29 protein-coding genes are annotated in these 24,794 nt (G+C 60.9%); 16 read left to right on the top strand and 13 right to left on the bottom strand.

What is annotated here, in order from left to right; translation table 11 throughout:
- Window positions 1-42 precede the first annotated feature (42 nt).
- The 3 genes from AWM79_RS04860 to AWM79_RS04850 all read right to left on the bottom strand — a co-directional run bounded on the left by AWM79_RS04860 (window position 43) and on the right by AWM79_RS04850 (window position 3,458).
- Window positions 43-1,272, bottom strand: coding sequence for a D-amino acid dehydrogenase (locus AWM79_RS04860; RefSeq protein ID WP_017131204.1), 1,230 nt, complete (start codon window positions 1,270-1,272; stop codon window positions 43-45).
- A gap of 64 nt (window positions 1,273-1,336) precedes the next feature.
- Window positions 1,337-1,996 (bottom strand): ribonuclease T2 family protein, encoded by a 660-nt coding sequence (locus AWM79_RS04855; protein WP_017131203.1) that lies wholly within the window; start codon window positions 1,994-1,996, stop codon window positions 1,337-1,339.
- Between the two features lie 184 nt (window positions 1,997-2,180).
- The gene (locus tag AWM79_RS04850; RefSeq protein WP_060782277.1) at window positions 2,181-3,458 is read right to left on the bottom strand and encodes a serine/threonine transporter; all 1,278 of its coding nucleotides are present in this window, start codon (window positions 3,456-3,458) and stop codon (window positions 2,181-2,183) included.
- Window positions 3,459-3,836: 378 nt separating this feature from the next.
- Here AWM79_RS04850 and AWM79_RS04845 point away from each other — a divergent pair, with 378 nt between their 5' ends.
- Window positions 3,837-4,382 carry a DUF4946 domain-containing protein gene (locus AWM79_RS04845; protein WP_060782276.1) on the top strand — a complete coding sequence of 182 codons (546 nt, stop codon included), beginning with the start codon at window positions 3,837-3,839 and terminating at the stop codon, window positions 4,380-4,382.
- A gap of 44 nt (window positions 4,383-4,426) precedes the next feature.
- Here AWM79_RS04845 and gorA read toward each other — a convergent pair whose 3' ends face one another.
- Window positions 4,427-5,785 (bottom strand): glutathione-disulfide reductase, encoded by a 1,359-nt coding sequence (gene gorA, locus AWM79_RS04840; protein WP_017131196.1) that lies wholly within the window; start codon window positions 5,783-5,785, stop codon window positions 4,427-4,429.
- A 140-nt stretch (window positions 5,786-5,925) separates the two neighbouring features.
- The gene (gene galU / locus AWM79_RS04835) at window positions 5,926-6,765 is read right to left on the bottom strand and encodes a UTP--glucose-1-phosphate uridylyltransferase GalU (RefSeq protein ID WP_017131195.1); all 840 of its coding nucleotides are present in this window, start codon (window positions 6,763-6,765) and stop codon (window positions 5,926-5,928) included.
- A gap of 258 nt (window positions 6,766-7,023) precedes the next feature.
- On the opposite strand from galU, the gene AWM79_RS04830 reads away from it, so the two are divergent.
- Both AWM79_RS04830 and AWM79_RS04825 read left to right on the top strand, forming a co-directional pair.
- On the top strand, window positions 7,024-7,206 hold the full coding sequence (locus AWM79_RS04830; RefSeq protein ID WP_060782275.1) for a hypothetical protein: 183 nt from the start codon (window positions 7,024-7,026) through the stop codon (window positions 7,204-7,206).
- Between the two features lie 12 nt (window positions 7,207-7,218).
- On the top strand, window positions 7,219-7,500 hold the full coding sequence (locus tag AWM79_RS04825) for a hypothetical protein (protein ID WP_060782274.1): 282 nt from the start codon (window positions 7,219-7,221) through the stop codon (window positions 7,498-7,500).
- Window positions 7,501-7,512: 12 nt separating this feature from the next.
- On the opposite strand, the gene AWM79_RS04820 is transcribed toward AWM79_RS04825, so the two are convergent.
- A complete protein-coding gene (locus AWM79_RS04820; protein WP_017131192.1) occupies window positions 7,513-7,869 on the bottom strand; it encodes a hypothetical protein in 357 nt (118 codons plus the stop codon).
- 209 nt (window positions 7,870-8,078) lie between these two features.
- On the opposite strand from AWM79_RS04820, the gene AWM79_RS04815 reads away from it, so the two are divergent.
- The 8 genes from AWM79_RS04815 (at window position 8,079) to AWM79_RS04785 (ending at window position 14,214) form a co-directional block, all read left to right on the top strand.
- Complete coding sequence (locus tag AWM79_RS04815) at window positions 8,079-8,384, top strand: DUF1883 domain-containing protein (RefSeq protein WP_060782273.1); 306 nt, start codon at window positions 8,079-8,081, stop codon at window positions 8,382-8,384.
- A gap of 41 nt (window positions 8,385-8,425) precedes the next feature.
- Complete coding sequence (locus AWM79_RS25240) at window positions 8,426-8,590, top strand: hypothetical protein (protein ID WP_167375408.1); 165 nt, start codon at window positions 8,426-8,428, stop codon at window positions 8,588-8,590.
- Between the two features lie 32 nt (window positions 8,591-8,622).
- The gene (alkB, locus tag AWM79_RS04810) at window positions 8,623-9,312 is read left to right on the top strand and encodes a DNA oxidative demethylase AlkB (RefSeq protein ID WP_060782272.1); all 690 of its coding nucleotides are present in this window, start codon (window positions 8,623-8,625) and stop codon (window positions 9,310-9,312) included.
- 221 nt (window positions 9,313-9,533) lie between these two features.
- Window positions 9,534-10,598: an NAD(P)H-dependent flavin oxidoreductase gene (locus AWM79_RS04805; protein ID WP_060782271.1), complete on the top strand. Its 1,065-nt coding sequence runs from the start codon at window positions 9,534-9,536 to the stop codon at window positions 10,596-10,598.
- Window positions 10,599-10,773: 175 nt separating this feature from the next.
- Window positions 10,774-11,532 carry a molybdate ABC transporter substrate-binding protein gene (gene modA / locus AWM79_RS04800; protein WP_060782270.1) on the top strand — a complete coding sequence of 253 codons (759 nt, stop codon included), beginning with the start codon at window positions 10,774-10,776 and terminating at the stop codon, window positions 11,530-11,532.
- Complete coding sequence (modB, locus tag AWM79_RS04795; RefSeq protein WP_017131185.1) at window positions 11,533-12,213, top strand: molybdate ABC transporter permease subunit; 681 nt, start codon at window positions 11,533-11,535, stop codon at window positions 12,211-12,213.
- A 3-nt stretch (window positions 12,214-12,216) separates the two neighbouring features.
- On the top strand, window positions 12,217-13,305 hold the full coding sequence (gene modC, locus AWM79_RS04790; protein ID WP_017131184.1) for a molybdenum ABC transporter ATP-binding protein: 1,089 nt from the start codon (window positions 12,217-12,219) through the stop codon (window positions 13,303-13,305).
- A 120-nt stretch (window positions 13,306-13,425) separates the two neighbouring features.
- On the top strand, window positions 13,426-14,214 hold the full coding sequence (locus AWM79_RS04785) for a hypothetical protein (protein ID WP_017131183.1): 789 nt from the start codon (window positions 13,426-13,428) through the stop codon (window positions 14,212-14,214).
- Between the two features lie 39 nt (window positions 14,215-14,253).
- Here AWM79_RS04785 and AWM79_RS04780 read toward each other — a convergent pair whose 3' ends face one another.
- From AWM79_RS04780 to AWM79_RS04770, 3 genes are all read right to left on the bottom strand, one after another.
- Entirely contained in the window at window positions 14,254-14,598 is a 345-nt protein-coding gene (locus AWM79_RS04780; protein ID WP_425262049.1) for a putative quinol monooxygenase, read from the bottom strand.
- 109 nt (window positions 14,599-14,707) lie between these two features.
- Window positions 14,708-14,911 carry a hypothetical protein gene (locus tag AWM79_RS04775; RefSeq protein WP_060782268.1) on the bottom strand — a complete coding sequence of 68 codons (204 nt, stop codon included), beginning with the start codon at window positions 14,909-14,911 and terminating at the stop codon, window positions 14,708-14,710.
- A 119-nt stretch (window positions 14,912-15,030) separates the two neighbouring features.
- A complete protein-coding gene (locus AWM79_RS04770; protein WP_017131180.1) occupies window positions 15,031-16,287 on the bottom strand; it encodes a 3-phosphoshikimate 1-carboxyvinyltransferase in 1,257 nt (418 codons plus the stop codon).
- A 236-nt stretch (window positions 16,288-16,523) separates the two neighbouring features.
- Between AWM79_RS04770 and AWM79_RS04765 the strand changes: the two genes are divergently transcribed.
- The 4 genes from AWM79_RS04765 (at window position 16,524) to AWM79_RS04750 (ending at window position 20,931) form a co-directional block, all read left to right on the top strand.
- A complete protein-coding gene (locus AWM79_RS04765) occupies window positions 16,524-17,174 on the top strand; it encodes an START domain-containing protein (RefSeq protein WP_017131179.1) in 651 nt (216 codons plus the stop codon).
- 449 nt (window positions 17,175-17,623) lie between these two features.
- A complete protein-coding gene (locus AWM79_RS04760; protein WP_060782267.1) occupies window positions 17,624-18,532 on the top strand; it encodes a bifunctional 5,10-methylenetetrahydrofolate dehydrogenase/5,10-methenyltetrahydrofolate cyclohydrolase in 909 nt (302 codons plus the stop codon).
- Window positions 18,529-19,095, top strand: coding sequence for a methylated-DNA--[protein]-cysteine S-methyltransferase (locus AWM79_RS04755; protein ID WP_060782266.1), 567 nt, complete (start codon window positions 18,529-18,531; stop codon window positions 19,093-19,095). The genes AWM79_RS04760 and AWM79_RS04755 overlap by 4 nt, the downstream gene beginning before the upstream one ends.
- Window positions 19,096-19,305: 210 nt before the next feature.
- Window positions 19,306-20,931 (top strand): NADP-dependent glyceraldehyde-3-phosphate dehydrogenase, encoded by a 1,626-nt coding sequence (locus AWM79_RS04750; RefSeq protein ID WP_060782265.1) that lies wholly within the window; start codon window positions 19,306-19,308, stop codon window positions 20,929-20,931.
- A gap of 10 nt (window positions 20,932-20,941) precedes the next feature.
- On the opposite strand, the gene AWM79_RS04745 is transcribed toward AWM79_RS04750, so the two are convergent.
- A complete protein-coding gene (locus AWM79_RS04745) occupies window positions 20,942-21,160 on the bottom strand; it encodes a hypothetical protein (protein ID WP_060782264.1) in 219 nt (72 codons plus the stop codon).
- A 257-nt stretch (window positions 21,161-21,417) separates the two neighbouring features.
- On the opposite strand from AWM79_RS04745, the gene AWM79_RS04740 reads away from it, so the two are divergent.
- Window positions 21,418-22,566: a MalY/PatB family protein gene (locus AWM79_RS04740; protein WP_060782263.1), complete on the top strand. Its 1,149-nt coding sequence runs from the start codon at window positions 21,418-21,420 to the stop codon at window positions 22,564-22,566.
- 34 nt (window positions 22,567-22,600) lie between these two features.
- On the opposite strand, the gene AWM79_RS04735 is transcribed toward AWM79_RS04740, so the two are convergent.
- From AWM79_RS04735 to AWM79_RS04725, 3 genes are read right to left on the bottom strand one after another with little or no spacing between them, the layout of a single operon-like run.
- Window positions 22,601-23,233: an RraA family protein gene (locus AWM79_RS04735; RefSeq protein WP_060782262.1), complete on the bottom strand. Its 633-nt coding sequence runs from the start codon at window positions 23,231-23,233 to the stop codon at window positions 22,601-22,603.
- Window positions 23,224-24,003 carry an IucA/IucC family C-terminal-domain containing protein gene (locus AWM79_RS04730; protein WP_060782261.1) on the bottom strand — a complete coding sequence of 260 codons (780 nt, stop codon included), beginning with the start codon at window positions 24,001-24,003 and terminating at the stop codon, window positions 23,224-23,226. The genes AWM79_RS04735 and AWM79_RS04730 overlap by 10 nt, the downstream gene beginning before the upstream one ends.
- The gene (locus tag AWM79_RS04725; RefSeq protein ID WP_017131169.1) at window positions 24,000-24,791 is read right to left on the bottom strand and encodes an ABC transporter ATP-binding protein; all 792 of its coding nucleotides are present in this window, start codon (window positions 24,789-24,791) and stop codon (window positions 24,000-24,002) included. Before AWM79_RS04725 ends, AWM79_RS04730 begins: the two co-directional genes overlap by 4 nt.
- Window positions 24,792-24,794: the final 3 nt, after the last annotated feature.

The following is a 24,794-nucleotide window of genomic DNA, read 5'->3' as shown; positions in this document are numbered from 1 at the left end:
ACTCCCTCGGGGACATGGGTGGGGCAAGAATCAGCGGCGCTTTCAGCCGGTCGTGTGTTCGACCAGTCGAACCAGTCGCCGCGCACTGCCGAAGGCCAAGGTCATGCCCAGTGCGCCATGGCCGGTATTGAGGTACAGATTACCGCCCGCAGGGCATTCAAGCACAGGCCGACCGGTGGGCGTGGCCGGCCGCCAGCCACTCCAGGGCTGACAATCCGCGGTGTTCCAGCCGGTTCCGAACAGTGCCTCGGTCGACGCTCGCAGTTGCTCGATGCGCGCAGCCGGAATCGATGCATCCATCCCACACAACTCCACCATCCCCGCAACCCGCAGGCGCTCGCCGATACGGGCGAACACGGTCTTGCGGCGTATGTCGGTGATACTCACCAACGGTGCCCGGCTGTGCTCGGTAATCGGCAAAGTAATGCTGTAGCCCTTGAGTGGATACACCGGTAGGTGGCTGCCCAGTTGCGCCAGCAAGCCGGTGCTATGAGCCCCCGCCGCCAGCACCACGGCCTCGCAGTGCAGCACCTGAACCCCGTCACGGGCATGCCGCAGGTTCAATGCGTCGATCCGCTGGCCCTGGCGTTGGAAGCCCTCGACCTTGTGCCCGAACAAAAATCGCACGCCTTCATCGGCCATGATCCGAGCCATTTCGCGACACAGCTTGAGACCATCCACCACACACTCGTTGTCGGTATGAATCGCGCCGTGGAACGCCGACCGGTAGCCGGCCAGCGCGGGCTCTATCGCCACCGCTTCGCCGGCGCTGATGGATTGCTGATGCGATCCCAGGCCGGCCTGAAAGCGCAGTTGACGCTGCGCCTTGTCCAGGCTCTCAGCATCTGGGTACAGCACCAGTTTTCCGGTACGGGTAAAATCGCAATCGAGGTGCTGCTCCTGCATGAACGCCTCCAGAGCGTGTCGACTCTCGGCTGCCAGCGCCAGTAGCTCCACGGTGGTCTGGCGGGATACCGAGGTCCGGCAGGCCGCCAGGAACTCCATGCACCAGCGCCATTGCTGCGGGCTCCATTGCGGGGTGAAGCGCAAAGGGCCGCTACGGTCGAGCAGCAGTTTCGGGATACCCGCCAACAATGACGGGTCGGCCAGCGGCTGCACGTAGCTGTAGCTCAACTGCGCGCCGTTGCCGGCCACGGCGCCCATGCCGGGACCGGACGCCTGCTCGACAACCGTGATCCGATGCCCGGCCCGGTGCAGGAACCAGGCGCTGCTCAAACCGACAATACCCGCGCCCACCACGCAAATGTCCATTACACCTGCTCCTTGCCCGGCGCCCGGCCGCTCGGGGTCATCTTCAAACAGACCTGTGTCTGGCTCAACGAACCGGAGGCAATCGCACCTTGCCGGTCCGGCATTGGCTGTTCACGCCCTTGCCGCAGGATGCGTATTCCAAGTCCCGATGCAGGCACACCCTCACCTCCGACAGTTGCGGGCCGCTACAACTCACCGACACCCCATCGTTCGGCATGCCTGGATTGCTCTGCCGGAACAACTGGGCGATTTCCTCGGCGGAGAACTCCCGCACCTGCGTGGAGGGTTGCAATGCATCGGGAATCCGTACCTTGCCCAATGCCCGATCGGTGGTGTCCAGATAAGCGCTGGCGCCCAGGCCGCTGCAGGTGCCGTGTTTTTTCCACTCATGCTTCATCAGCTGGGCCGTCGGAAACAGCGTCAGGCCCTGTTGACGCTGCTCGACCGACAAGGGAGTCAACGGCGCGCAATTCTGCGGCCAACCGCCCTGTGCGTATTGCGGCCAAAGGCCGTGAAGCACAAAGCCGTAGCCCTTGCCGGTGCATTGTGCGCTGCCGGCATGGGTCAGGCAGAATGTCGGCGACCAGGACAATGCCAGCAGGTAATAGTCGAACTCACCGGCCTGCCCGCGTTGCTTGTCCTTTCTGGAAGATTGCTGGTCCGCCCAGACACCACCCCCCAGCGATACCAATAAAAAAGCCAGTACCACGCAGATCAATTTCATGCTGATGTCCTATACCTTGTAAGAATGGGTTCTCCTTCACCCCTGACTCTAATCACGACTCAGCACCCATTGTGTTAAATAAATTATTAATACCCCTTACAAAACAGTAACATTTGATAAAATTGTCAGTCGTCCAAGGTCTAATGGCAGTGGCCATATCGAGCGGCAACCGGGCCGTTCGCCGTCAGGTCGACAGCGAGTAAATCAACGCAGAAATCGCCACCAGGCCCACCAGTGTCACGAACACATTGGAGATCTGCCCGGAGTACTGACGCATGGCGGGCACCCGACGGATTGCATACATCGGCATAAGGAACAACAGCGCCGCGATAATCGGCCCACCGAGGGTCTCGATCATGCCAAGGATGCTCGGGTTCAGGGTTGCCACCAGCCAGCAGATCAGCAGCATGAACGCGGCCGTCATGCGGTCCAGGGCCTTGGCCCCCGGCTTGCGGCCACTCTTGGCCACCAGCCCCTTGAGGCCTTCGCTGGCGCCGATATAGTGCCCCAGGAATGATTTGGCGATGGCCACAAAGGCAATCAGCGGCGCGGCAAAGGTAATGGTCGGGTTGCTGAAGTGGTTGGCAAGATAGGACAGGATCGACAGGTTCTGCGCCTTGGCCTCAGCTAATTGCGCCGGCGACAGGGTCAGCACGCAGCTGAATACGAAGAACAGCACCATCACCACCATCAGGCCGTGAGCCCGGGCCAGGATCAGGCTGCTGCGCGCTTGGGCATGCACGCCATAACGACGCTTCTGGTCAACCGCAAAGGCGGAAATGATCGGCGAATGGTTGAACGAAAACACCATCACCGGAATCGCCAGCCACAGCGCGTGCAACAACGCCGAGGGTTGCGGCAAGCTGTCGGCAGTGGCGAGAATGCCGCCATTCCAGTGGGGAATCAGAAACACTGCGAGAAACAGCAAGGCAATTATGAACGGGTAAACCATCATACTCATGGCCTTGACGATCACCTGCTCGCCGCAACGCACCACCGCCAGCAGGCCGAGGATCAACACCAGGGACAGAATGGCTCGCGGCGGCGGCGTGATCTGCAACTGGTGTTCGAGGAAACTGCCCACGGTGTTGGTCAGGGCGACGCTGTAGATCAACAGGATCGGGAAGATCGCGAAGAAATACAGCAAGGTGATCAACGCCCCGGCCGTCAAGCCGAAATGCTCTTCCACCACTTCGGTGATGTCCGCGCCGTCGCGCCCGGAGAGCACGAAGCGGGTCAAGCCACGGTGGGCGTAGAAGGTCATGGGGAACGCCAGCAGCGCCAGGATCAACAGCGGCCAGAAGCCACCCAACCCCGCGTTGATCGGCAGAAACAGGGTCCCGGCACCGACCGCCGTGCCGAACAGGCCCAGCATCCAAGTGGTGTCGTGGCGGCTCCCGTTGCTCAGTGAAGCGGATGCCGATTCATAGCGTTCGTCGGCGTTGTTGGCCTGGTCATTCATCCGGTCGAATCTCCGTTAGCCGGTCATTACCACGCGACCGGAGCAGAAAAAACGCGTCACAGGCAGTGCCCCGGCCATAAGAGGGGCGCGATTGTCCGGGATTAAGCTTAAGAAGCAAAGGGTTAGCTGAGCAACGGTCGATTGTGCCAGTGTTTCTGGGGATTTCTCTACGCCACTGCACCATAGTGAGTCGTCGTTTTGGCTCAACATAACGATGTAGCTAAAAACAGCGAAGGTTGATAACGCCAATTTTTGTCAGAACCCAACATTCAGCGCCGCTGACCCTGCAACGACCTTGAGCAAAGATGCAAAGAAATCGGCCTCATCTATTGATAAACTGTAACGATTGATCTCAATCTTCCTTGTCAGTGCCTGTCCATGATTCCTGTGCAACGCCACGCCTGCTTCATCACCCTCCTCCTGCTGCTTGGCGGCTCGTCGGCCCTGGCTGACGAGTTGATGGTCAGTTGGCCCGGCGACTGGGAAGTACAGACGCTACCGCCGGTTCAAAATGCGGCGGGCGAGGTCATCGGCGGGCTGCGCCAGCGTGCGGTGAAGAACGCCCCCAACGGCGATCCGATGATGGTCATGGAACTGACTCAATCGGTTCTCAATCCCGGTCACGAGGTCAACCTTCCCGGTGTATTGCTGGAAATGCGCAAGGCCGTGCAGAAGAATTTCGTCGAGCGCGGTTTCATGAGCGTGTGTAATCGCATTCACGAGAGCAGCCTGGGCGGTTTGGCGGCGGTGGAAACCACCTGCACCATCACCCAGAACGGCGGTCACGTGATGACCCAGACCCTCGTGGCCGCTGCCCATGACGGCAAGGCCTATTCCCTGCTGTACGCCGGCTCGGCGGACGGCTACAAGGCGCTCGAACCAACCGTCAACGGTATCCGCGCCGGCCTGCGCCTACAGCCATGAGCCCTCTCGCTCACGGCGAGCGGGCGCCACCGCCAAGGACATGATCAGTTGGCGACGGGCGTGCGCAGGGTGACAAACTCTTCCGCCGTCGTCGGATGGACACCGATGGTTTCATCGAAGTGCTGCTTGGTGGCACCGGCCTTCAGGGCGACCGCCAGGCCTTGGATGATTTCACCCGCCTCGGGACCGACCATATGGCAACCCAAGACCTTGTCGGTGCGAGCATCCACCACCAGCTTCATCAAGGTGCGTTCCTGACTCTCGCCCAGGGTCAGTTTCATCGGCCGAAAGCGGCTTTCGAAGATCTGTACCTTATAGCCCTGCTCCCGCGCCTGCTCTTCGCTCAGGCCCACCGTACCGATATTCGGTTGGCTGAACACGGCGGTCGGAATCATGTTGTAGTCGACCGCACGATACTGTTCGGGCTTGAACAGGCGCCGGGCCACCGCCATGCCTTCGGCCAGGGCGACCGGCGTCAGTTGCACGCGACCGATCACATCGCCCAAGGCCAGGATCGACGGCTCGCTGGTCTGGTACAGGTCGTCGACCTGGATAAAGCCGTGTTTGTCCAGCTTCACCCCGGTGTTTTCCAGGCCCAGGTTGTCCAACATCGGACGTCGACCAGTCGCATAGAAGATGCAGTCCGCTTCCAGCTCGCGGCCATCCTTGAGGGTGGCTTTCAGGCTGGCGTCGGCCAACTTGTCGATACGTTCGATATCGGCGTTGAACTGTAGGCCCAGGCCGCGCTTGCCGAGTTCTTCGGCCAAGTGCTTGCGCACCGCACCATCGAAGCCGCGCAAGAACAGGTCGCCGCGATACAGCAGTTGGGTGTCGGCGCCCAGACCGTTGAAAATGCCGGCGAACTCGACGGCGATATAACCACCGCCGACCACCAGGATGCGCTTGGGCAGCTCCTTGAGGAAAAACGCCTCATTGGAACTGATGGCATGCTCATGCCCGGCAATTTCCGGAATCTGCGGCCAGCCGCCGGTGGCGATCAGGATATGCCTGGCACTGTAACGCTGGCCGTTGACCTCGACTTGATGCGGGTCCACCAGCTTGCCATGGCCTTCGAGCAAGGTAACGCCGCTGTTGACCAGTAGGTTGCGATAGATGCCGTTGAGGCGATTGATTTCCTTGTCCTTGTTGGCGATCAGGGTCGCCCAGTCGAAATTCGCCTCACCCGGCGACCAGCCGAAGCTTCGCGCTTGCTCGAAGTCCTCGGCAAAGTGCGAGCCGTACACCAGCAACTTTTTCGGCACGCAGCCAACGTTGACGCAAGTCCCTCCCAGGTAGCGGCTCTCGACCACCGCCACCTTGGCCCCGAAACCAGCGGCAAACCGCGCCGCACGTACACCGCCGGAACCGGCGCCAATTACAAACAGATCAAAATCGTAGGCCATTTCCATCTCCTCGGCAGACACACAGCATAACCGCTGTAGCCTTTTTTGGTCAGCCCCACTCACCGTACAGGCCATTAGGACGTCCCAAAAAAAAGCCACCCCGCGGATGGCTTTTGATTTCTACTGGAGGCTGCTCTGGCTTAATAAGCCTTGCCGGCCTTGTAGAAGTGCTCGAAGCAGAAGTTGGTTGCCTCGATATAGCCTTCGGCGCCACCACAGTCGAAACGCTTACCCTTGAACTTGTAGGCAATCACACAACCGTCCTGAGCCTGTTTCATCAGGGCGTCGGTGATCTGGATTTCGCCACCTTTGCCAGGCTCGGTCTGCTCGATCAGGTTGAAGATGTCCGGGGTCATGATATAGCGACCGATGATCGCCAGATTCGAGGGTGCATCTTCCGGCTTTGGCTTCTCGACCATATTGCGTACACGGTACAGGTCGTCACCGATCAAGTCGCCGGCGATCACCCCGTATTTGCTGGTTTCCTGCGGATCGACTTCCATGATCGCGACAATGGTGCAGCGGTACTGCTTGTACAGCTTGACCATCTGCTTGAGCACGCCGTCACCTTCGAGGTTGACGCACAGATCGTCCGCCAGGACCACGGCGAACGGCTCGTCGCCGATCAGCGGACGGCCAGTCAGGATCGCATGCCCCAGGCCCTTCATTTCGGTCTGGCGGGTGTAGGAGAACGAACATTCGTCCAACAAGCGACGGATACCGACCAGGTATTTTTCCTTGTCGGTGCCCTTGATCTGATTTTCCAACTCGTAGCTGATGTCGAAGTGATCTTCCAGTGCGCGCTTGCCACGACCCGTGACGATCGAAATCTCGTTCAAGCCCGCATTCAGCGCTTCCTCGACGCCGTACTGGATCAGTGGCTTGTTCACCACCGGCAGCATTTCTTTAGGCATGGCTTTAGTCGCTGGCAGGAAGCGAGTACCGTAACCGGCTGCTGGGAACAAGCATTTCTTGATCATATAAGTCCTTAAGAAGGGCGGTGTGTCCGAGTTTCGGCGCAGTCTAATCAGGCGGCGCTCACCTTACAATGCCTCGCCGACAGCAGACTGACGCCCACATAGAAAAAAACTGGCGCGGATAGTTCCAGAAGCCTGGCAAATAGTACGGCACCCAAGGAACACTTCCACGCGCGCCAAGGCAACAAGTGTAGCTGCCAATACCAGCTTGCGCCTAAGCTATGATTGCGGCCCCTCCATCCCTCCCAATGAGACAGATCAATGTCGACAGCAAAAAAAGTGAACGGTTACCTGATCAACCCAGCAAAAGACGGCCAATGGTGGGTTGCCAGTGTCGATGGCGAGAACATTGCCGGGCCGTTCTCGACCGAGGCACTGGCTATTGAAGTGGCGACGGTTTTCCAGGACACCCCAGCCCCCACCGCCACGCGTCGTGGCAACTGAAGGCTGAATCCTATGAAACGGCTTCTGGCATTGATTGCGGTACTGGCGCTGGGCGGATGCGCCACCGCATCCAAGACCTACCTGGACAACGGTCGGCAAGGCCTGGAGATCGACTGTTCGGGCCAGGCCATGTCCTGGGCCCAATGCTACGAGAAGGCCGACGCTTCGTGTGCAGGGACCGGCTACACCCTCGTCGGCACAGACGGAACACCGCAGCCCGCCGAAAGCGACAAGACTCTGGGCGTGGATGTCGGCAACTTCAAGAGCCGCACGGTGGTGGTGGTCTGCAAGTGACGAAGGCCGGCCTCAGGGTTGACCGGAAATGCAGCGGGTAGCCGCATCGAGCACCGCGCTGGAGCGCAACGGGAAGTTCGACATACTCTCGTAGAGCTTGATGCTGCTGCCGTTGGCGCGCTCATCGATATCCAGCAGCGCGGCCGGCGAGGTAGACAGCCGGTCACGCACGACCATCTTGATCCCGCTCTTGTGTGGCGTCAGCAACGAAGGGCCACGGCTCTTGGTCAGGATCGTGTCCACGCATTGGGCATATTCATCGGGCTTCTTGCCCGAAATCACGTTCAGCGTCGCAGGTGTCTGCTGGATCTCCTGCACACTCGCACAACCACTCAATGCCAAGAAAACGCCCCAAACGCCCCACTTCATGAAAAACCCTCCGATAAAGACGCTCCGACAGCACTCATGGAATTTTTCTCCCTCGCAACTGAATTAAATCCAACTTCTATGGCAACAAGACAGTGTAATCCGTCAAACTTGTCAGCCTGTCCGGAGAATACCTCCATCGTAGCCGCAAGCCCCGCTACACCACATGTTATCTTTTTGATTTTGTAGAAAAAAGCCTTCTGGAGGCGCCCATGAAATTCATCCACCAGCGCGAGCACCTCAACGAAGACGACATTGTCGTGATCGAATGCTCCCAGACCTGCAACATCCGCCTGATGAATGATGCCAACTTTCGCAGCTTCAAGAATGGTGGCCGTCACACTTACCACGGCGGGGCCTTCGACACCTTCCCGGCCAAGATCACCGTGCCGAGCACCGGGTTCTGGAACATCACCTTGGACACAGTCGTCACCAAGCGCGCCCTCAGCGTCACCCGCAAGCCGAACCTGACGCATTCGATCCGCATTATTCGCCGTTCCAGCTCGAAACTGCGTTAATTGAGCGTACACAGCCACCTTCTCTTGTTACTGGAATGACCGTGACCACCCAATATGTCATCAAATACACCCTCAACGGTGAACGCCGCTTCGATTTCGCCCAACTGGAAAACGGCACTGAAGCCGAAGCCCGCGCCGCGCTGGAAGCAATTTATGGCGAAGGTGACGATGTCATCGTCGTTATGAAAGTCAGTAAGGCCCTATAAGCAAGCACACGAAGGGCCTGACGAGACAGCCCATGACCCTTGATCTGTTTGCCGCCGACGATCTACAGCAACCCGAGCGCAACGAGCGGATCGGTGAGCAGTCGTGGGTGTTGCGCGGTTTTGCCCTGCCCTGGGTCGAGCGCCTGCTCCCGGCCTTGCAAAACGTGCTACGCCAGGCGCCGTTCCGGCAGATGGTCACTCCAGGTGGCTTCACCCTGTCCGTCGGCTTGAGCAGTTGCGGCGCCCTGGGCTGGACCACCGACCGCAGCGGCTACCGCTACAGCGCCGTCGACCCGCAAAGCGGGCGGCCCTGGCCGGCCATGCCCGAGGTGTTCCGGCATCTGGCGGTCGATGCCGCGCAGGCAGCGGGCTTTGAACATTTCACTCCCGATGCCTGCCTGATCAATCGCTATGTACCAGGGGCGAAGATGTCCCTGCACCAGGACCGCAACGAGCAGGACTTTAACGCTCCGGTGGTGTCCGTATCACTGGGTTTGCCGGCGATGTTCCTGTTCGGCGGCCATGAGCGCAACGACAAAACCTTGCGCGTTCCGCTGTTCCACGGCGATGTGGTGGTCTGGGGCGGTGTCGACCGGCTACGCTATCATGGCGTGCTGCCGATCAAGGACGGCCACCATCCACGGTTGGGAGCCGAGCGCATCAATTTCACCTTGCGGACAGCTGGTCCACCTCCTAGAGAAGTGCTGGTTTATCCGAAATAACCAGCTGAGCACCGCAACTAGATCGAGGTCTGTAGGGCGTTTCGTGGGCGAAAAACAGAATAAATCAGCGTTTCCCCAAGCTAGATTCCGCCCTGAGCGTCACCACAAATCACTCTTTTTGCCTACTCGAACAGATGATGACTGGCCAGGCCTGCATCATTGCTGATACAAACCAGCCCTGTCTCGTCGTTATCCTGTTATCTGCCTCGGAGCAAAGTCGCATGAGCACCTGGCCTGACACCCGCATTTTAGAGCTGTTCGGCATCCAGCTACCGATCATCCAGGCGCCAATGGCCGGTGCCACCACGGCGGCGCTGATGCAGGGCGTCGCCCAGGCCGGCGGCCTCGCGTCATTGCCTTGTGCGATGCTCACCCCGGAACAGATTCGCCAGGAAGTTCAGGCATTTCGCGCAGCGATCCAGACGCCGCTGAACATTAATTTCTTCTGTCATCAGCCGCCAGCCGTCGACCCGCAACGTGAAAAACGCTGGAAGGAGTGCCTGGCGCCCTACTACCGCGAACTGGACCTGGATTTCAACGCACCGACACCCATTTCCAGCCGTGCCCCCTTCGATGAAACCAGTTGCCAACTGGTGGAAGAACTGCGTCCGGAGATCGTCAGCTTCCACTTCGGTCTGCCTCCCGAAGCCCTGCTCGACCGGGTGAAAGCCAGCGGAGCGACAATTGTCGGTTGCGCCACTACCGTGGATGAGGCGCGCTGGCTGGAAGAGCACGGCTGTCACGCGATCATCGCCATGGGCAATGAAGCTGGCGGTCATCGCGGCCTCTTCCTGAGCCACGACCTCACTACCCAAGTCGGCACCATCGCCCTGGTGCCACAGATTGTCGATGCGGTGAAGGTGCCGGTGATTGCTGCTGGCGGCATCGGCGACGCCCGTGGTATCGCGGCGGCCTTCATGCTCGGGGCCTCGGCGGTCCAACTGGGTACGGCTTATCTGTTCACTCCGCAAGCCAGGGTTTCAGCCTTCCATCGCCAAGCCCTGCGCACCGCGAAGGACAGCGAGACAGCCCTGACCAACCTGTTCACTGGTCGGCCAGCGCGTGGAATCATGAACCGGCTGATGCGCGACCTGGGGCCGATCAGCGACATGGCCCCGGCGTTCCCCCTAGCCGGTGGGGCGCTGTTGCCGTTGCGAGCCAAGGGCGAAGCGGACTTCAGCAGCCTATGGTCGGGTCAGGCCTTGCGCCTCGGAGTGGAATTGCCGGCCGAGGCACTGACCAGGCAACTGGCGAAACAGGCATTGGCAAAACTGACCGGACGCTGACAACGGGAGACCAAACGCGGGTCTGTGGCGAGCCGGTTTGTCGGAACGCTCGCTCGCCACCGGGATAAAATCGCTATATATTTCGATATATAGCGATTCACTCCTCTGAGCGCCGCACACTTCCTATCACAAGCGGCGCCTGTGCCTGTCCCCGACGTTTGAACGGAGCCGCTTCATGCTCACTCGTGCCTCGCGTTTTGCTCCAACTTGCCTGTTCGGCCTATTCGTCTTTGCATCGGTCCAGGCCGCCGAAGTCCAGGTGGCTGTCGCCGCCAACTTCACCGCACCGATCCAGGCAATTGCCGCCGACTTCGAGAAAGACACCGGTCACACGCTGGTGGCGGCCTATGGCGCCACCGGCCAGTTCTACGCCCAGATCAAGAACGGCGCGCCGTTCGACGTATTCCTCGCCGCCGACGACAGCACCCCGGCCAAGCTGGAAAAAGAGGGCCAAATCGTAGCCGGCTCGCGCTTCACCTATGCCGTCGGCACCCTGGCCCTGTGGTCGGCCAAGGACGGCTACGTCGATGCCAAGGGCCAGGCGCTCCATGACAGCGCCTACCAGCACCTGTCCATCGCCGATCCGAAAACCGCGCCTTACGGCCTGGCCGCGATCCAAGTCCTGGCCAAGCTGGGCCTGATCGAGCAGGTCAAGGACAAGCTGGTCACCGGCCAGAACATCACCCAGGCCTATCAGTTCATTTCCACCGGCAACGCCGAGTTGGGCTTTGTCGCCCTGTCGCAGATCTACAAGGACGGCAAAATCACCCACGGTTCGGCGTGGATCGTCCCGGCCGATATGCATGAGGCCATCAAGCAGGACGCGGTGATCCTGACCAAGGGCAAGGACAACCCCGCCGCCAAGGCGCTGGTCGACTACCTGAAAGGTCCGAAAGCCGCAGCCATCATCAAGTCCTACGGTTACCAGCTCTAAATGCCGCTGACGAGTGCCGACTTCGCCGCGATCTGGCTGACCCTGAAACTGGCCTCGCTAACCACGGCGATCCTGCTAGTGATCGGTACGCCGATTGCGTTATGGCTGGCTCATACCCGTTCCTGGTTGCGCGGGCCAATCGGTGCGGTGGTGGCCCTGCCACTGGTGCTGCCACCGACGGTGATCGGCTTCTACCTGCTGCTGGCCTTTGGGCCACAGGGATTTATCGGCCAGCTCACCCAATCCCTGGGGCTGGGCACCCTGACCTTCAGTTTCACCGGACTGGTGATCGGCTCGGTGATCTACTCGATGCCCTTTGTGGTGCAGCCACTGCAAAACGCCTTCAGTGCCATCGGCACCCGCCCGCTGGAAGTCGCCGCGACCTTGCGCGCCAATCCCTGGGACACCTTCTTCAGCGTGGTCCTGCCCCTGGCCCGACCGGGCTTTATTACCGCCGCGATCCTCGGTTTCGCCCACACCGTCGGCGAGTTCGGCGTGGTGTTGATGATCGGTGGCAATATCCCACAGAAGACCCGTGTGGTCTCGGTGCAGATCTATGATCACGTCGAAGCCATGGAGTATGTCCAGGCCCATTGGCTGGCCGGCGCCATGCTGATGTTTTCCTTTATCGTGTTGCTGGCGTTGTATTCGAGCCGCAAGACCAAGCCTGGCTGGAGCTGAACCATGGCACCCTCGATACAGGTCAGTTTGCAACTGAACTACCCTGGCTTTGCTCTGGACCTCGACCTGGACCTGCCTGGCCGTGGCGTGACTGCGCTGTACGGTGACTCCGGCTCCGGCAAGACCACTTGTCTGCGCTGCATCGCCGGCCTGGAAAAAGCCGCCCAGGGGTTTATCCGGGTCAACGATGAAGTCTGGCAGGACAGCCGTCGCCAGCACTTCGTCTCGCCGCACAAGCGCGCGCTGGGTTACGTGTTCCAGGAAGCCAGCCTGTTCCCGCACCTTTCGGTGCGGGCAAATCTGGACTTCGGCCTGCGCCGCATTCCCCGCGCCCAACGGCAAGTAGACATGGTCCATGCCAGCGAATTGCTGGGCATCACCCACTTGCTGGAGCGCCATCCGCAGCACCTGTCCGGCGGCGAACGCCAACGTGTCGGCATCGCTCGGGCGCTGCTCACCAGTCCGCAACTGCTGCTGCTGGACGAACCCCTCGCAGCACTCGACAACAAACGCAAAGGCGAGATCCTGCCGTACCTCGAACGCCTGCATGCCGAACTGGATATTCCGGTGCTCTATGTCAGCCACTCCCAAGAGGAAGTGGCGCGCCTGGCCGACCATATCGTCCTGCTCGGCGACGGTAAGGCGCTGGCCAGCGGCCCCATCGGCGAAACCCTGGCGCGGCTCGACCTGCCCCTGGCCCTCGGCGATGACGCCGGTGTAGTGATCGAAGGCCAGGTCAGTGCCTATGACGCGCATTACCAACTGGTCACCCTGCAATTGCCCGGCAGCCTACTGACCGTGCGGGTCGCCCACCCCCCTTTGGCCGTCGGTAAGCACTTGCGCTTCAAGGTCCAGGCACGGGATGTCAGTCTCAGCCGACAGGCGGAAGAACCCAGTAGTATTCTCAATCGGCTGCCGGTGACGGTGACCGGCGAAATTCCTGCGGACAACAGCGCCCACGTGCTGCTCCGATTGGAGGCCGGCGGCACTGCGCTGCTGGCACGGATCACTGGTTTTTCGCGGGATCAACTGCAACTGGCGGTCGGCCAACAACTGTGGGCGCAGATCAAGGCTGTGGCGATACTGACCTGAATCGAAGGCCCCTTCGAGCCAGGCGAAAACTGATCGGCCGCTGGAAAAATCACCCCGCCCGCAACATTCATCTGGCTATAGACGCCTGCGGGTTGCCCATCGACGATTGAAGGAGCCTTCATGAGAAAGAATACTGCTCGCTGCGACACGCCGACTGGGCGGCCACTCTGCACTGGCTCATATACCTGCGCCTACCAGACCCCGCTGCGCGCCGTGCTGCTCGTCGGCGCTACCCTCGGCACCTTCGCGCTGCTGTCGATCGACTCCAGGGCGCAAGCAGCGGGCGGCTCCTATATCGTCGACGATGGAAGTCTCAACGACCCCGGCGAATGCAATATCGATACCTGGTATAAGAGCAGCCGCCATAATGCTTCGAGCGGGGAAACCGCGCTGTCCCAGGACTGCACTCCCAACAGCCTGCCCTCGCTGCAGTTTGGCGCCGATATCAATCGCAGTCGCGATGACGGCCAGCATCAGACGCTGCTCAGCCCACACCTCAAGGTCTCCCTACTCAGTCGAGCTGACCTTGGCCTGGAAGCCGCGCTGTCGACAGCGCTGCACTTCGCCACCGCCCGCCGGCACTCTTTGGACGGCGTCGAACTGAGCGTGCCACTGACATACCAGCCTATCGATCCGCTGCACTTGACCGTCAGCGGCGGCTGGGCCCAGGCCTACGACGATGGCCGACAGCATCGGGCCCTTACCTGGGGGACCGGAGTGGAATATGACGTGGCGCATGCACTGACACTGGTGGCCGAGCGTTTTGGCCGTCAGCATGGCGACCAGGGTTGGCAGACCGGCCCACGCCTGCATATCGGTGAAAAGCTCGATATCGATCTGGTGGTCGGCCACTACCTGAACGGTAATCGCGATCGCTGGCTCACTACCGGTGCCACCTTACGGTTCTGAAACCACGGGAAGGCATGGAGTCCTCCCCGCACTCAACCGTTACTGACCGGGGACCTCATCCATCAGCAAAACTTGCCGGCTCAACAGCAGATCGGCCGCCGCTGCGCTCATCACCTGGAAGTGCTCGGTATTGCGGTGCTTTTCGATTGCCGCCATGTTGATCCAACGCTCGACGAATACAAAGCGCTCGGGGTTGCTTTGGTCAACATGCAGAATGTATTCGCGACAGCCGGGTTCGGCCCGCGAGGGTACCACGGCAGCCTTCAGCACAGCCTCAAGCTCGACAGCCTTGCCCGGATGAGCTTGAAGAACTGCAACGACACGAATTTCATGATTCATGGAGTTTTTACCTGAAAAAGGGAGTTGAACGGCGACGGCGAGCATGATCCCTCTACCAACCATAGGCAAGGGCGAAAGCCTTCGGAGCACCCCTCGGAGGTGCCCGAAAACGCCGTTCCCGCAAGCAGGCGAACGGCAGCCAAGCCAGCAAAAATCAGGGTTTCAACGGTATTTCCCTGTCGCGCTCCGGCATCTCCTTGCCATCGTCGGGATGCTTCCAGGTTTGCGCGGAGGGTTCATCGTCGGTGGCGTCTTCGGCGACGTCATCCTCTCGCTGCACGGGCACTTCGCGCCACGGCATGGCACTGAAGGGTCGCCACGCAAACGGCTCGACCAGGGAAGCAGGCTGGGTATCCATACGCACCTCGCATCAGAACGCTCGGACCGTCCGGGCGTTGAATACCCAGTGTAGGCAAAACATGAAAGACTTGGTAATCAGCGCCGAAGACGTGCCCTATGCACCAGCTTGCTCTTGCGTTACGAAGCGTATTGCACACCCAGCGACGCCAGGGCTTTCCAGTAATCCGGGTAGGTCTTGGCGACACAGTCCGGGTCCTGGATACGGATACCGGCAACTTTCAGGCCTGCCAGGGCAAAGCACATGGCGATCCGATGATCGGAGTGGGTATCGATCAGCGCATCGCAGTGGCTGCCGGCCAGTGCCGGATCGGAGGCCACCAACAAATCGTCGCCCTCCACCGCCGCCAACCCGGAACGGATTTCGTTCAAGCCGGCGAACAGCGCCTGGACCCGATCGCACTCCTTGACCCGCAGGTTCGCCAGCTCGACAAAACGGACCGGTGTACGGTTGAACGCCGCCAGCACCGCCAGGGTCGGAATCGCGTCTTGCATCTGCGAGCCGTTGATCACCGCTGGCATGTTCGGGAACTGCCGGATCACCTCCAGTGCCCTGGCATCCGGTTGGGTGAAGTCCTCGCCCGCCACGCCCAGGTCGATACGCCCCGCAGTTAGCGCCTCGGCGGCCCACAGGTAGGTGGCCGCCGAGGCGTCCGGTTCGATCCGATAGTCACAGGCACGGTAGCCGCTGGCCGAAACACGCCACAGGGTCTCGTCGAGGACTTCCACCTGAGCGCCGAAAGCACGCATGCAGGCGATGGTCAGGTCGACATAACCGCGAGCGCCGATGTCCTTGCCGGTCAGTGCGACCTCCACCGGTTCCTCGCCACAGGCTGCCAGCATCAGCAAAGCCGAAACATACTGGCTCGACAGGCCACCGTCGATCTCGAACCGGCGCGCCGCGACCCGACCGCTGCCGCGCACAATCACCGGCGGGCAACCGGTGACGCTCTCGACATCCAGACCGCCACGACGCAGGGCGTCGAGCAACGGGCCAATCGGGCGTTTCTGCATATAGTGGTCGCCGTCCAGCACCACCGTACCTTTGACCGTGCTCACGGCAGCCGTGAGGAAACGCACCGCCGTGCCGGCGTTGCCGAGGAACAAGGGCTGCTCGGGCACCTGCAACTGGCCACTGCCGGTCACCACGAAGGTCGTATCGTCCGGCTCGCTGATGCTTACGCCCATTTGCCGCAGGGCATTGGACATATGACGCGTGTCATCGCTTTTCAAGGCGCCCGAGAGACGGCTGGTGCCCTGGGCCAGGGCCGCCAGCAACAGCGCACGGTTGGTGATGGACTTGGAGCCCGGCGGTGTCACCTTGCCGGTCAAGGACGCACGCACCGGGATCACGGTGACGGTTTGCTGCACACCCATTAATCAACTCTCCAGATTCGAAAAACAACCGCACATGGCCGTGCAGCCGGATAGTTGCCCATGATGCCATTAATGGAGCCTCGATGCCGCCTGGCTGTTACCGGGAAATGTCCAGACTGCCTCCGGGTCACAGCCTGGAGCATCCGAACTTGAGCTAACGTACTAACCGTACAGGCCACTGGCGTGTTATTGCTCGGTAGGCGCGGACATTCCCTCATGCGGCCCTGGAGACTCGAATGAACAGCTTGTTATCTGCGATTGCCCTGGCGGCGGGCTGCCTGAGCATCCCCGCCGTGGCGGCGTCCGAGGATTGGCAGTTGGCCCATGAGGAAGACGGGATCCAGGTTTTCCTCGGCAACGTGCCCGACTCGCACTATCAAAGTTTTCGCGGCGAGGTTGATATCAAGGCCGATGTCGCCACCCTCAGTGATTTGCAGGAAAATCTCAGGGTCGCCTGCAAGTGGCTGTATGCCTGCGCCGATATGCGCCTGCTGAAGAACGACGGCGACGATACCTGGGTTTACCTGACCACCGAACTGCCCTGGCCGGTCACACCTCGAGACATGGTGCTGCACGTGCGCACCGAGCGCAACGACGACGGCAGCCTGGTCCGCCATCTCGACGCAGCGCCCGACTACACCCCCACCGTGCCGGGGCTGATCCGCGTGCGCCAGTTGAGCGGCGTGTGGAAGATGCAGCCCAGCAGCGACGGTGAAACCCATGTGACCTACCAGTTGCAGGCCGAGCCGGCGGGGGACATTCCATCCTGGCTGGCTAACCAATTCGTGATCGATACGCCGATGGTCAGCCTCAAGACCCTACGGGCGGTAGCGGAACGACAAAGGGGCCGCCCGGCGACGACGGAGGCCGAAGCAACCGCGCCCTGATTGCGGGCCAACCAGGCGTTCAACTGCCCTGACACGGTTTGATGCCTTCGATCCAGACCTGAGACATGGCTTAGGCCAGTGCTTGCCAGAGACAGATTGCCGAGCATCGGGATTACATTTTATCGAGAGATAACTTTCACGCCACAGGGAAACTTCTGCGAAAAGCAGCGCTGGTTGATCCTGCCGTTACGGTGCGGGGATGTCCTATACACGGTAATCAGGAACTGGTTGGTTTCTGGGAATTTATCCGCCGCCACATGGAAAGTGGAACCTTTTTGTCGCCTATGCCTTCGTTCGCAATCAGCCACAACGCACCCCTGATTGGCCGCCCTATGTCACACTAGGCACCAGAGCGCGAATGCTATATTCCTGCCCTTTCCCAGCGGCTTGAGCACTCCTTCAAGTCCCTGATCGTTCTCTTGTGTATCCAGACGATGGTGACGTATTCAATGAGCAGTTCCCTTCCCCTCGCCCGCGATATCGATGGCAAGGCCATTGCCGCCCGAGTGCTAGAAGAAGTCCGGGCGGATGTCGTGGCCCTGGCACCGCAAGCCATTGTCCCGGCCCTGGCAGTGTTGCTGGTCGGTGACGATCCGGCCAGTCATGTCTACGTGCGCAACAAACTGATACGAGCCGAAGAAGCCGGGATCCGCTCGCTCGAACACCGCCTGCCAGCAACCACAACGCAAGCCGAAGTGCTGAAGCTGATTGGCCAACTGAATACCGACCCGCTGGTGAACGGTATCCTCGTGCAACTGCCGCTGCCGGCGCATATTGAGGAACAGGCGGTGATTCACGCCATCGACCCCATCAAGGACGTCGACGGCTTTCACCGTGAAAACGTCGGTGGGCTGGTCCAGGGCACCGAAGTGCTGACACCCTGCACGCCCCGTGGCTGCATGCGCCTGTTGCAGGAAACCTGCGGGGACCTGGCGGGCCTGCATGCGGTGGTCATCGGTCGTTCGAACATCGTCGGCAAGCCAATGGCGACCTTGTTGCTGCAAGCTCACTGCTCGGTCAGTGTGGTCCACTCGCGCAGCGTCGACGCCAAGGCACTGTGCCGTCTGGCGGATATCGTGGTCGCCGCTGTCGGTCGCCCGCATCTGATCGATGCCAGTTGGCTCAAGGCCGGCGCGGTGGTGATCGATGTCGGCATCAATCGGATTGAAACCGCATGCGGGCCGCGCCTGGTGGGCGATGTCGACTATGCCAGCGCCCGTACCGTGGCCAGCGCGATTACCCCGGTGCCGGGCGGTGTCGGGCCAATGACGATTGCCTATCTGCTGAAAAACACGGTGATTGCCACGCAGTTGCAATATGCCCGACAGCCTCTCGGCATGGCACCCACGCCGCCATGAACTACACCTACCTGCTCATGCCCTCGCCTGTCGGCCAGTTGAAACTGGTCGCCAGGGGCGAGCGGCTCGCCGCGATCCTCTGTCAAGACGACAAGCCGAATCGGGTACGCCTGGGCGACATGGCGCTCGATCCGGAAAAACCGGTCCTGGTCCATACCGCGCGCCAACTGGCCGAGTATTTCGCCGGAGCCCGCCAGCACTTCGAACTGGAGCTGGACTTCAGCGGGACCGAGTTCCAAAAAAAGGTCTGGTACGCCCTGCTGACCATTCCGTTCGGCGAGACCCGGACCTACAGCGAAATCGCCCGGCAGATCGGCAGTATCAAGGCCGTGCGGGCAGTGGGCGCGGCCAACGGCAAGAATCCAATCTCCATTGTGGCGCCCTGTCACAGGGTAATCGGCGCCTCGGGCGAACTGACCGGGTTTGCCGGCGGGCTGGGAGCCAAGGCACTGTTGTTGGAGTTGGAGGGTTGTCAGTGGGCGAACGCTCGGCCAAACCAGTCAGGCACGGCGAAAAAAAGCCGGACCAAGGCACAAAGCCTGAACCTGGAACTGCCTTTCTGACGCTATCGTCCTGACGGCCTGGTGGGCGCGGCGCCTTACTTGCGTCCACTTGCTAGAAGCTGAAGCCTGCCACCGCCCGCACCGACGCGTTTCCACCGCAGGTATGGCAACCTGTGGTTTGCGCTGGACGAGACTAAGCTGTTTCGTGATAAAACAAGGGGAATCGCTGAAGCGTTTCAGCCTCTTTTCCACCAGACAGGTGTTCGCCTCATGACTGATCAGAAGCTACTCGACTCACTATTTCCCACCGCTGCGGATATTCCGGAAAAATATCGACTCGAAGACCAACTGGAGCAACGCAAGTACCTGGTCGACGGTACCTTGCGCACTTGGGATGGGCCGTTGGCACAGGTGCGCAGCCCGGTTTACCTGGCCACCGCTCATGGCGATGAGCAGGTGATCCTCGGTAGCACACCGCTGCTGGACGCCGATACCGCCCTCACCGCCCTCGACGCGGCGGTCCGCGCCTATGACCGCGGTCAGGGCGCATGGCCGACGATGCGCGTGGCCGAGCGAATCCAGCATGTCGAGGCGTTCCTGCGACGCATGCGCGAACAGCGCGAGGCGGTGGTCAAGTTGCTGATGTGGGAAATCGGTAAAAACCTCAAGGACTCCGAAAAGGAATTCGACCGCACCTGTGACTATATCGTCGACACCATCAACGCCCTCAAGGAACTCGACCGACGCTCCAGCCGCTTCGAGCTGGAGCAGGATACTCTCGGCCAGATCCGCCGCGTGCCGATCGGCGTAGCCTTGTGCATGGGGCCTTACAACTACCCGCTGAACGAAACTTTTACCACCCTGATCCCCGCGTTGATCATGGGCAACACCGTGGTGTTCAAGCCGGCCAAGCTCGGTGTGCTACTGATTAGCCCGCTGTTGGAAGCGTTCCGCGACAGCTTTCCAGCCGGGGTGATCAACGTCATCTACGGCAGTGGCCGGGAAACCGTCAGCGCATTGATGGCCAGCGGCAAGATCGATATCTTCGCCTTTATCGGCACCAACAAAGCCGCCAGCGACCTGAAAAAGCTGCATCCCAAGCCTCACCGTCTACGCGCGGCCCTCGGCCTGGATGCGAAGAATCCCGGGATCGTGCTGCCGGAGGTGGACCTGGACAACGCGGTCAACGAATGTGTCACCGGTTCGCTGTCGTTCAACGGCCAGCGTTGCACCGCACTGAAGATTCTCTTCGTCCACGAGGCCGTGGTCGACAATTTTATCGAGAAGTTCAATCGCAAAGTGTCCAGCCTGATCCCCGGTATGCCCTGGGACAACGGCGTGGCACTGACGCCGTTGCCGGAAGCGAACAAGATCGACTACCTCAATCGCCTGGTCGCCGATGCCCTCGACAAAGGCGCGGCGGTGGTCAACGCCGGTGGCGGCCAGACCCGCGCCTCGTTCTTCTACCCGGCGGTGCTGTATCCGGTGAATGCACAGATGCGCGTGTACCAGGAAGAACAGTTCGGCCCCGTGGTACCCATCGTGCCCTACCGCGACCTGGAAACCGTCGTCGACTACGTACTGGAATCGGATTTCGGCCAGCAGTTGAGCCTCTTCGGCACCGACTCGACTCAGGTCGGCCGCCTGGTGGACACCTTCGCCAATCAGGTCGGTCGGATCAATATCAATGCCCAGTGCCAGCGTGGTCCGGACACCTACCCGTTCAACGGACGCAAGAACTCAGCCGAAGGCACCCTGTCGGTGCATGACGCCTTGCGCGTATTCTCGATCCGGACCCTGGTGGCGACCAAGTTCCAGGAGAGCAACAAGGCGCTGATCAGCGACATCATTCGTAATCGCGAGTCGAGCTTCCTGACCACCGATTACATTTTCTAAAAGCTGGTCGTCAGATACACAGGTAGACCGCCAGTAACATCAACGAAAGCGCCAGGATGGTTTCCCCGAACAGTTCGAGGGAGCCCTCGCGCTCAAGGGCGTAGTTCCAACTGACACTCGGCTGGCGCGTGGCCCAGCGCCGGTTCGGCTGCTTGTCGAAATGCCCCAGCGCCCAAATGGCGGTCCCTATGGCCCCGAACTCCAGGGCAATGATCAAGAAAAGTGTCATACCGCTGTCCTTCTTTAGGCCAGTTATCAGGACATTAGGGGGCGATTCAGGAAAAAGTTCGTAATGAAATCGTTTTTTTGTCAAAAAAAGTAATCATTTCTCTTACCAGACCCCGTGCAATTTCCTGACGCGACCACCCCTGGAGGCCCAGGGGGTATGCCGTCGGACGGCGCGAACGGATAGACTAGCGGCCTCTACCCTCCCAGACCCTGAATCCCCGACAATTTCGGGGAGTTCTTTCGAGATGTGCAAGCAGCATGACCTTCAATTTCGACACGCTACTCGACCGCCACAATACCGGCAGCACCAAGTGGAGCCGTTACCCGGCCGATATCCTGCCCATGTGGCTGGCGGACATGGACCTGCCAGTCGCGAACGAGATCACTCAGGCCCTGCACAGGCGTCTCGAACACCCGCAACTGGGCTACAGCATGGCCCAGGATGCCCTGCGCCAGGCCATCGTCGCCGACCTCTGGGCCAAGTACGCCTGGCGCGTGCAGCCCCAGGAGCTGATTTTCCTGCCCGGTGTCGAGCCGGGTTTCAACATGGCCCTGCGCGCTTTTGTGCAACCGGGCCAGAATGTCGTGGTGCAGACCCCCAACTACCGTCCACTACGCCTGGCACCGGGCCACTGGAATCTGCCGAAGGTTGAGCTGGCGTTCGAGCGCAATGCCCACGGCGACTACATCACGCCGTTCGCGGCCCTGCGTAACGCCTTGCAGGGCGGCGGCGCGCTGCTGCTGAGCAACCCGCACAACCCGCTGGGCAAGGTCTTCCCACGAGAAGAGCTGCGGCAGGTGGCCGATATCTGTCTGGAACAGGGCGCGCTGATTATCTCCGACGAAATCCACGGCGACCTCTGTTTCGACGGACGCCGACATATCCCGATCGCCTCGCTGCGCCCGGACATCGCCCGACACACCATCACCCTGATGTCGGCGAGCAAGGCCTACAATATCGCCGGACTGAAAACCGCCTACGCAATCGTCCAAGACGACACGATGCGCGAGCGCTTCAACGCCGCCCGCGCAGGTATGGTCGATAGCGTTAACACCCTTGGCCTGGAAGCCACGCGGGCTGCCTATGCCGAGTGCGGGCCGTGGCTCAAGGGCCTGGTCGAGTACCTGCAGGCCAACCGCGACTACCTGCGCCATGCCGTGGCAACCCGCCTGCCGGGCGTGGTCATGCAACCGGCTCAGGGCACCTACCTGGCGTGGCTGGATTGCACCGCGTTGGGCCTGGAAGATCCCTACGCCTTTTTCCTCGAACAGGCCAAGGTCGCCTTGAGCGCAGGAATCGAATTCGCCGACGATAGCCGGCAGTTCGTCCGCCTGAACTTCGGTTGCCCGAGGGCATTGTTGGAGGAAGGCATTCGCCGCATGGAAAACAGCCTGCGCCAGCGCTGAAGATGCTCCGAAGAGCGCCGGCCACACCTTCTGATCAGGCCCCTTTGGTGACCAGCCTGGCGAGCAACTCCGTCCGGCGCACGGCATCGGCGCTTTCCTTGGCCAGTAGTTGCGGCAGCAACTCCCGCACCTGCCGCGCCGCCAGGATGAATACGCCGTCGTCGTCACCGATGGCAATGTCTCCGGGATGGACCTGGACTTCGCCTACCCGGATCGGTTGGTTGAGTTCGCCCGTCTGCCCCAGGCTACGGGTCGTCAGCGCGCTGACACCGCGACTGAAGATCGGCAAACGATGCTCGCGCAATGCGCCAATATCCGTCACCGCGCCGGACACCACCACTCCGGCAAGCCCCTTGATCAACCCCGCCAGGGTCCGCAGTTCGCCCCAGCAGGCACAATCGGTGTCGCCGACGCATTCGATTACCAGCACATCGCCCGGCTCACTGCATAGCAAGGCATCGCGCAGGATGCTGCCGTCGGGGCTGAAGACCTTGACCGTCAGCACATTGCCGACCATCCGCAGCCCCTCGGACAATGGCCTGATACCGCGCAGGTAACCGCAGTCGACCAGGTGCCCAACGGTCGAGGAGGCAACGCCCCGCAATTGTTCGAGCAGCGCTGCGTCGACTTGTTGCTGGCGTGGGGCAATCCGCTGGTTCAGCGACATTTTTTCGGCCTCAACAAGGGACAGGTGGAACAATATTCGACCGGGTTGCTGGCCTCGTAATAGAAACAGCACGTGCGCCGGAAACGAATACTTTTGCCCTCGGCGGCCAGCACCGTAGGTGGCCGCCGAAAATGCCGCAGCGGATTGTAGTCCAGGCCAAACAGCGCCGGCTCGGCGTCATTCAGCAACCAATGGAAATCCGCTTCATGGCGTTGGCGAACCCGTGGGTCATCGACCTTGGTCATGCGTTTTTCGTACAGCGAATACACGCGCACGGCGGTGTTTTCCCAGAGGATACGTCGGGAAATCCCGCTGACCTGATAGAACGTCTGCCACAGCGGCTTGAGCAGCCCGGCGAACAGGCCGCCGACAATCGACTCGCGCCAAGCCTCGCGTTCCCCCGCAGGGCAGGTGATGGGCGAGATATCGTGCAGCGACATGGACGAGGTCCAGAGCCCGTCGTCGTGCCCGTACTCGACCAGGCAGTTGTCCAGTGATAGAAGCAAGCCTTTGTCGTACACCGACAGGGCGTACAGACAGGCGCCGGTGCTCAGGAAGGAGAAACGCTTGGCCAGCAGCGAAGCGGTGATCGCCAGCGTCGGCGAGCCGATTACCGGCCCCAGCGCCCGGAGCATTCGCTCGCAGACCTCGGGATCGAGCAACGCCCGCGCCGTCAGCGAACGCGGGTCCCGTTGCTCCGCCGGCCGCAGCCGTAGCGCTCCGGATAGCAGTGCCCATTGCGCCTCGGTAAAGACCGCCGGGTGGGTCATTGCGGCAGTTCCCGACCAAAAGGAATGCACAACGGCGTGCCGAAGAACGGATCGCTGATGATCCGGCAGTTGAGGTTGAACACCTGCTTGACCAGCGCCTCGCTGAGAATGTCCTGGGGCCGACCCTGGGCAAAGGCCGTGCGCTCATGCACCGCCACCATATGGTCGGCGTAACGGCAGGCCAGATTGAGGTCGTGCAACACCATGACAATGGTCTTGCCTTCCTGGCGGTTGAGGTCGCGCAACAGGTCCAGCACTTCGATCTGGTGCGCCAGATCGAGAAAGGTCGTCGGCTCATCCAGCAGCACGATCTCGGTGTCCTGAGCCAGAGTCATGGCGATCCACGCCCGCTGGCGCTGGCCGCCGGACAACGCGTCTACCGGCCGCTCGGCCAGCGCTTGCATGCCAGTCTGCAGCAGCGCACGCTCGACCATGGCTTCATCCTGCAGCGACCACTGCTGCATCCAGTTCTGGTAGGGATACCGTCCCAGCGCCACCAATTGCCGCACGCTGATGCCTTCGGGCGCGCTGGGCATTTGCGGCAAGATCGCCAGCTCGCGTGCTACCGCCGCCGTGGATTTGTGGTGGATGTCCGTGCCATTGAGGATCACCCTGCCCTGCTGCGGCTTGAGTAGCCGGGCGAAGGACTTGAGCAGGGTGCTCTTGCCGCAGCCGTTACTGCCGATCAATACCGAGACCTGTCCTTGGGGAAGTTGCAGGTCAAGGCCGTCGATAATCACCTGACGTTGGTAGCTCAGGGTCAGACCCTGGGCCGTAATGGATGCCATCTA

This window comes from Pseudomonas agarici (assembly GCF_001543125.1).
GTDB lineage: Bacteria > Pseudomonadota > Gammaproteobacteria > Pseudomonadales > Pseudomonadaceae > Aquipseudomonas > Aquipseudomonas agarici.
The sequence above is the reverse complement of the archived record's forward strand: the minus strand, read 5'-3'. Positions and strand labels throughout refer to the sequence as shown.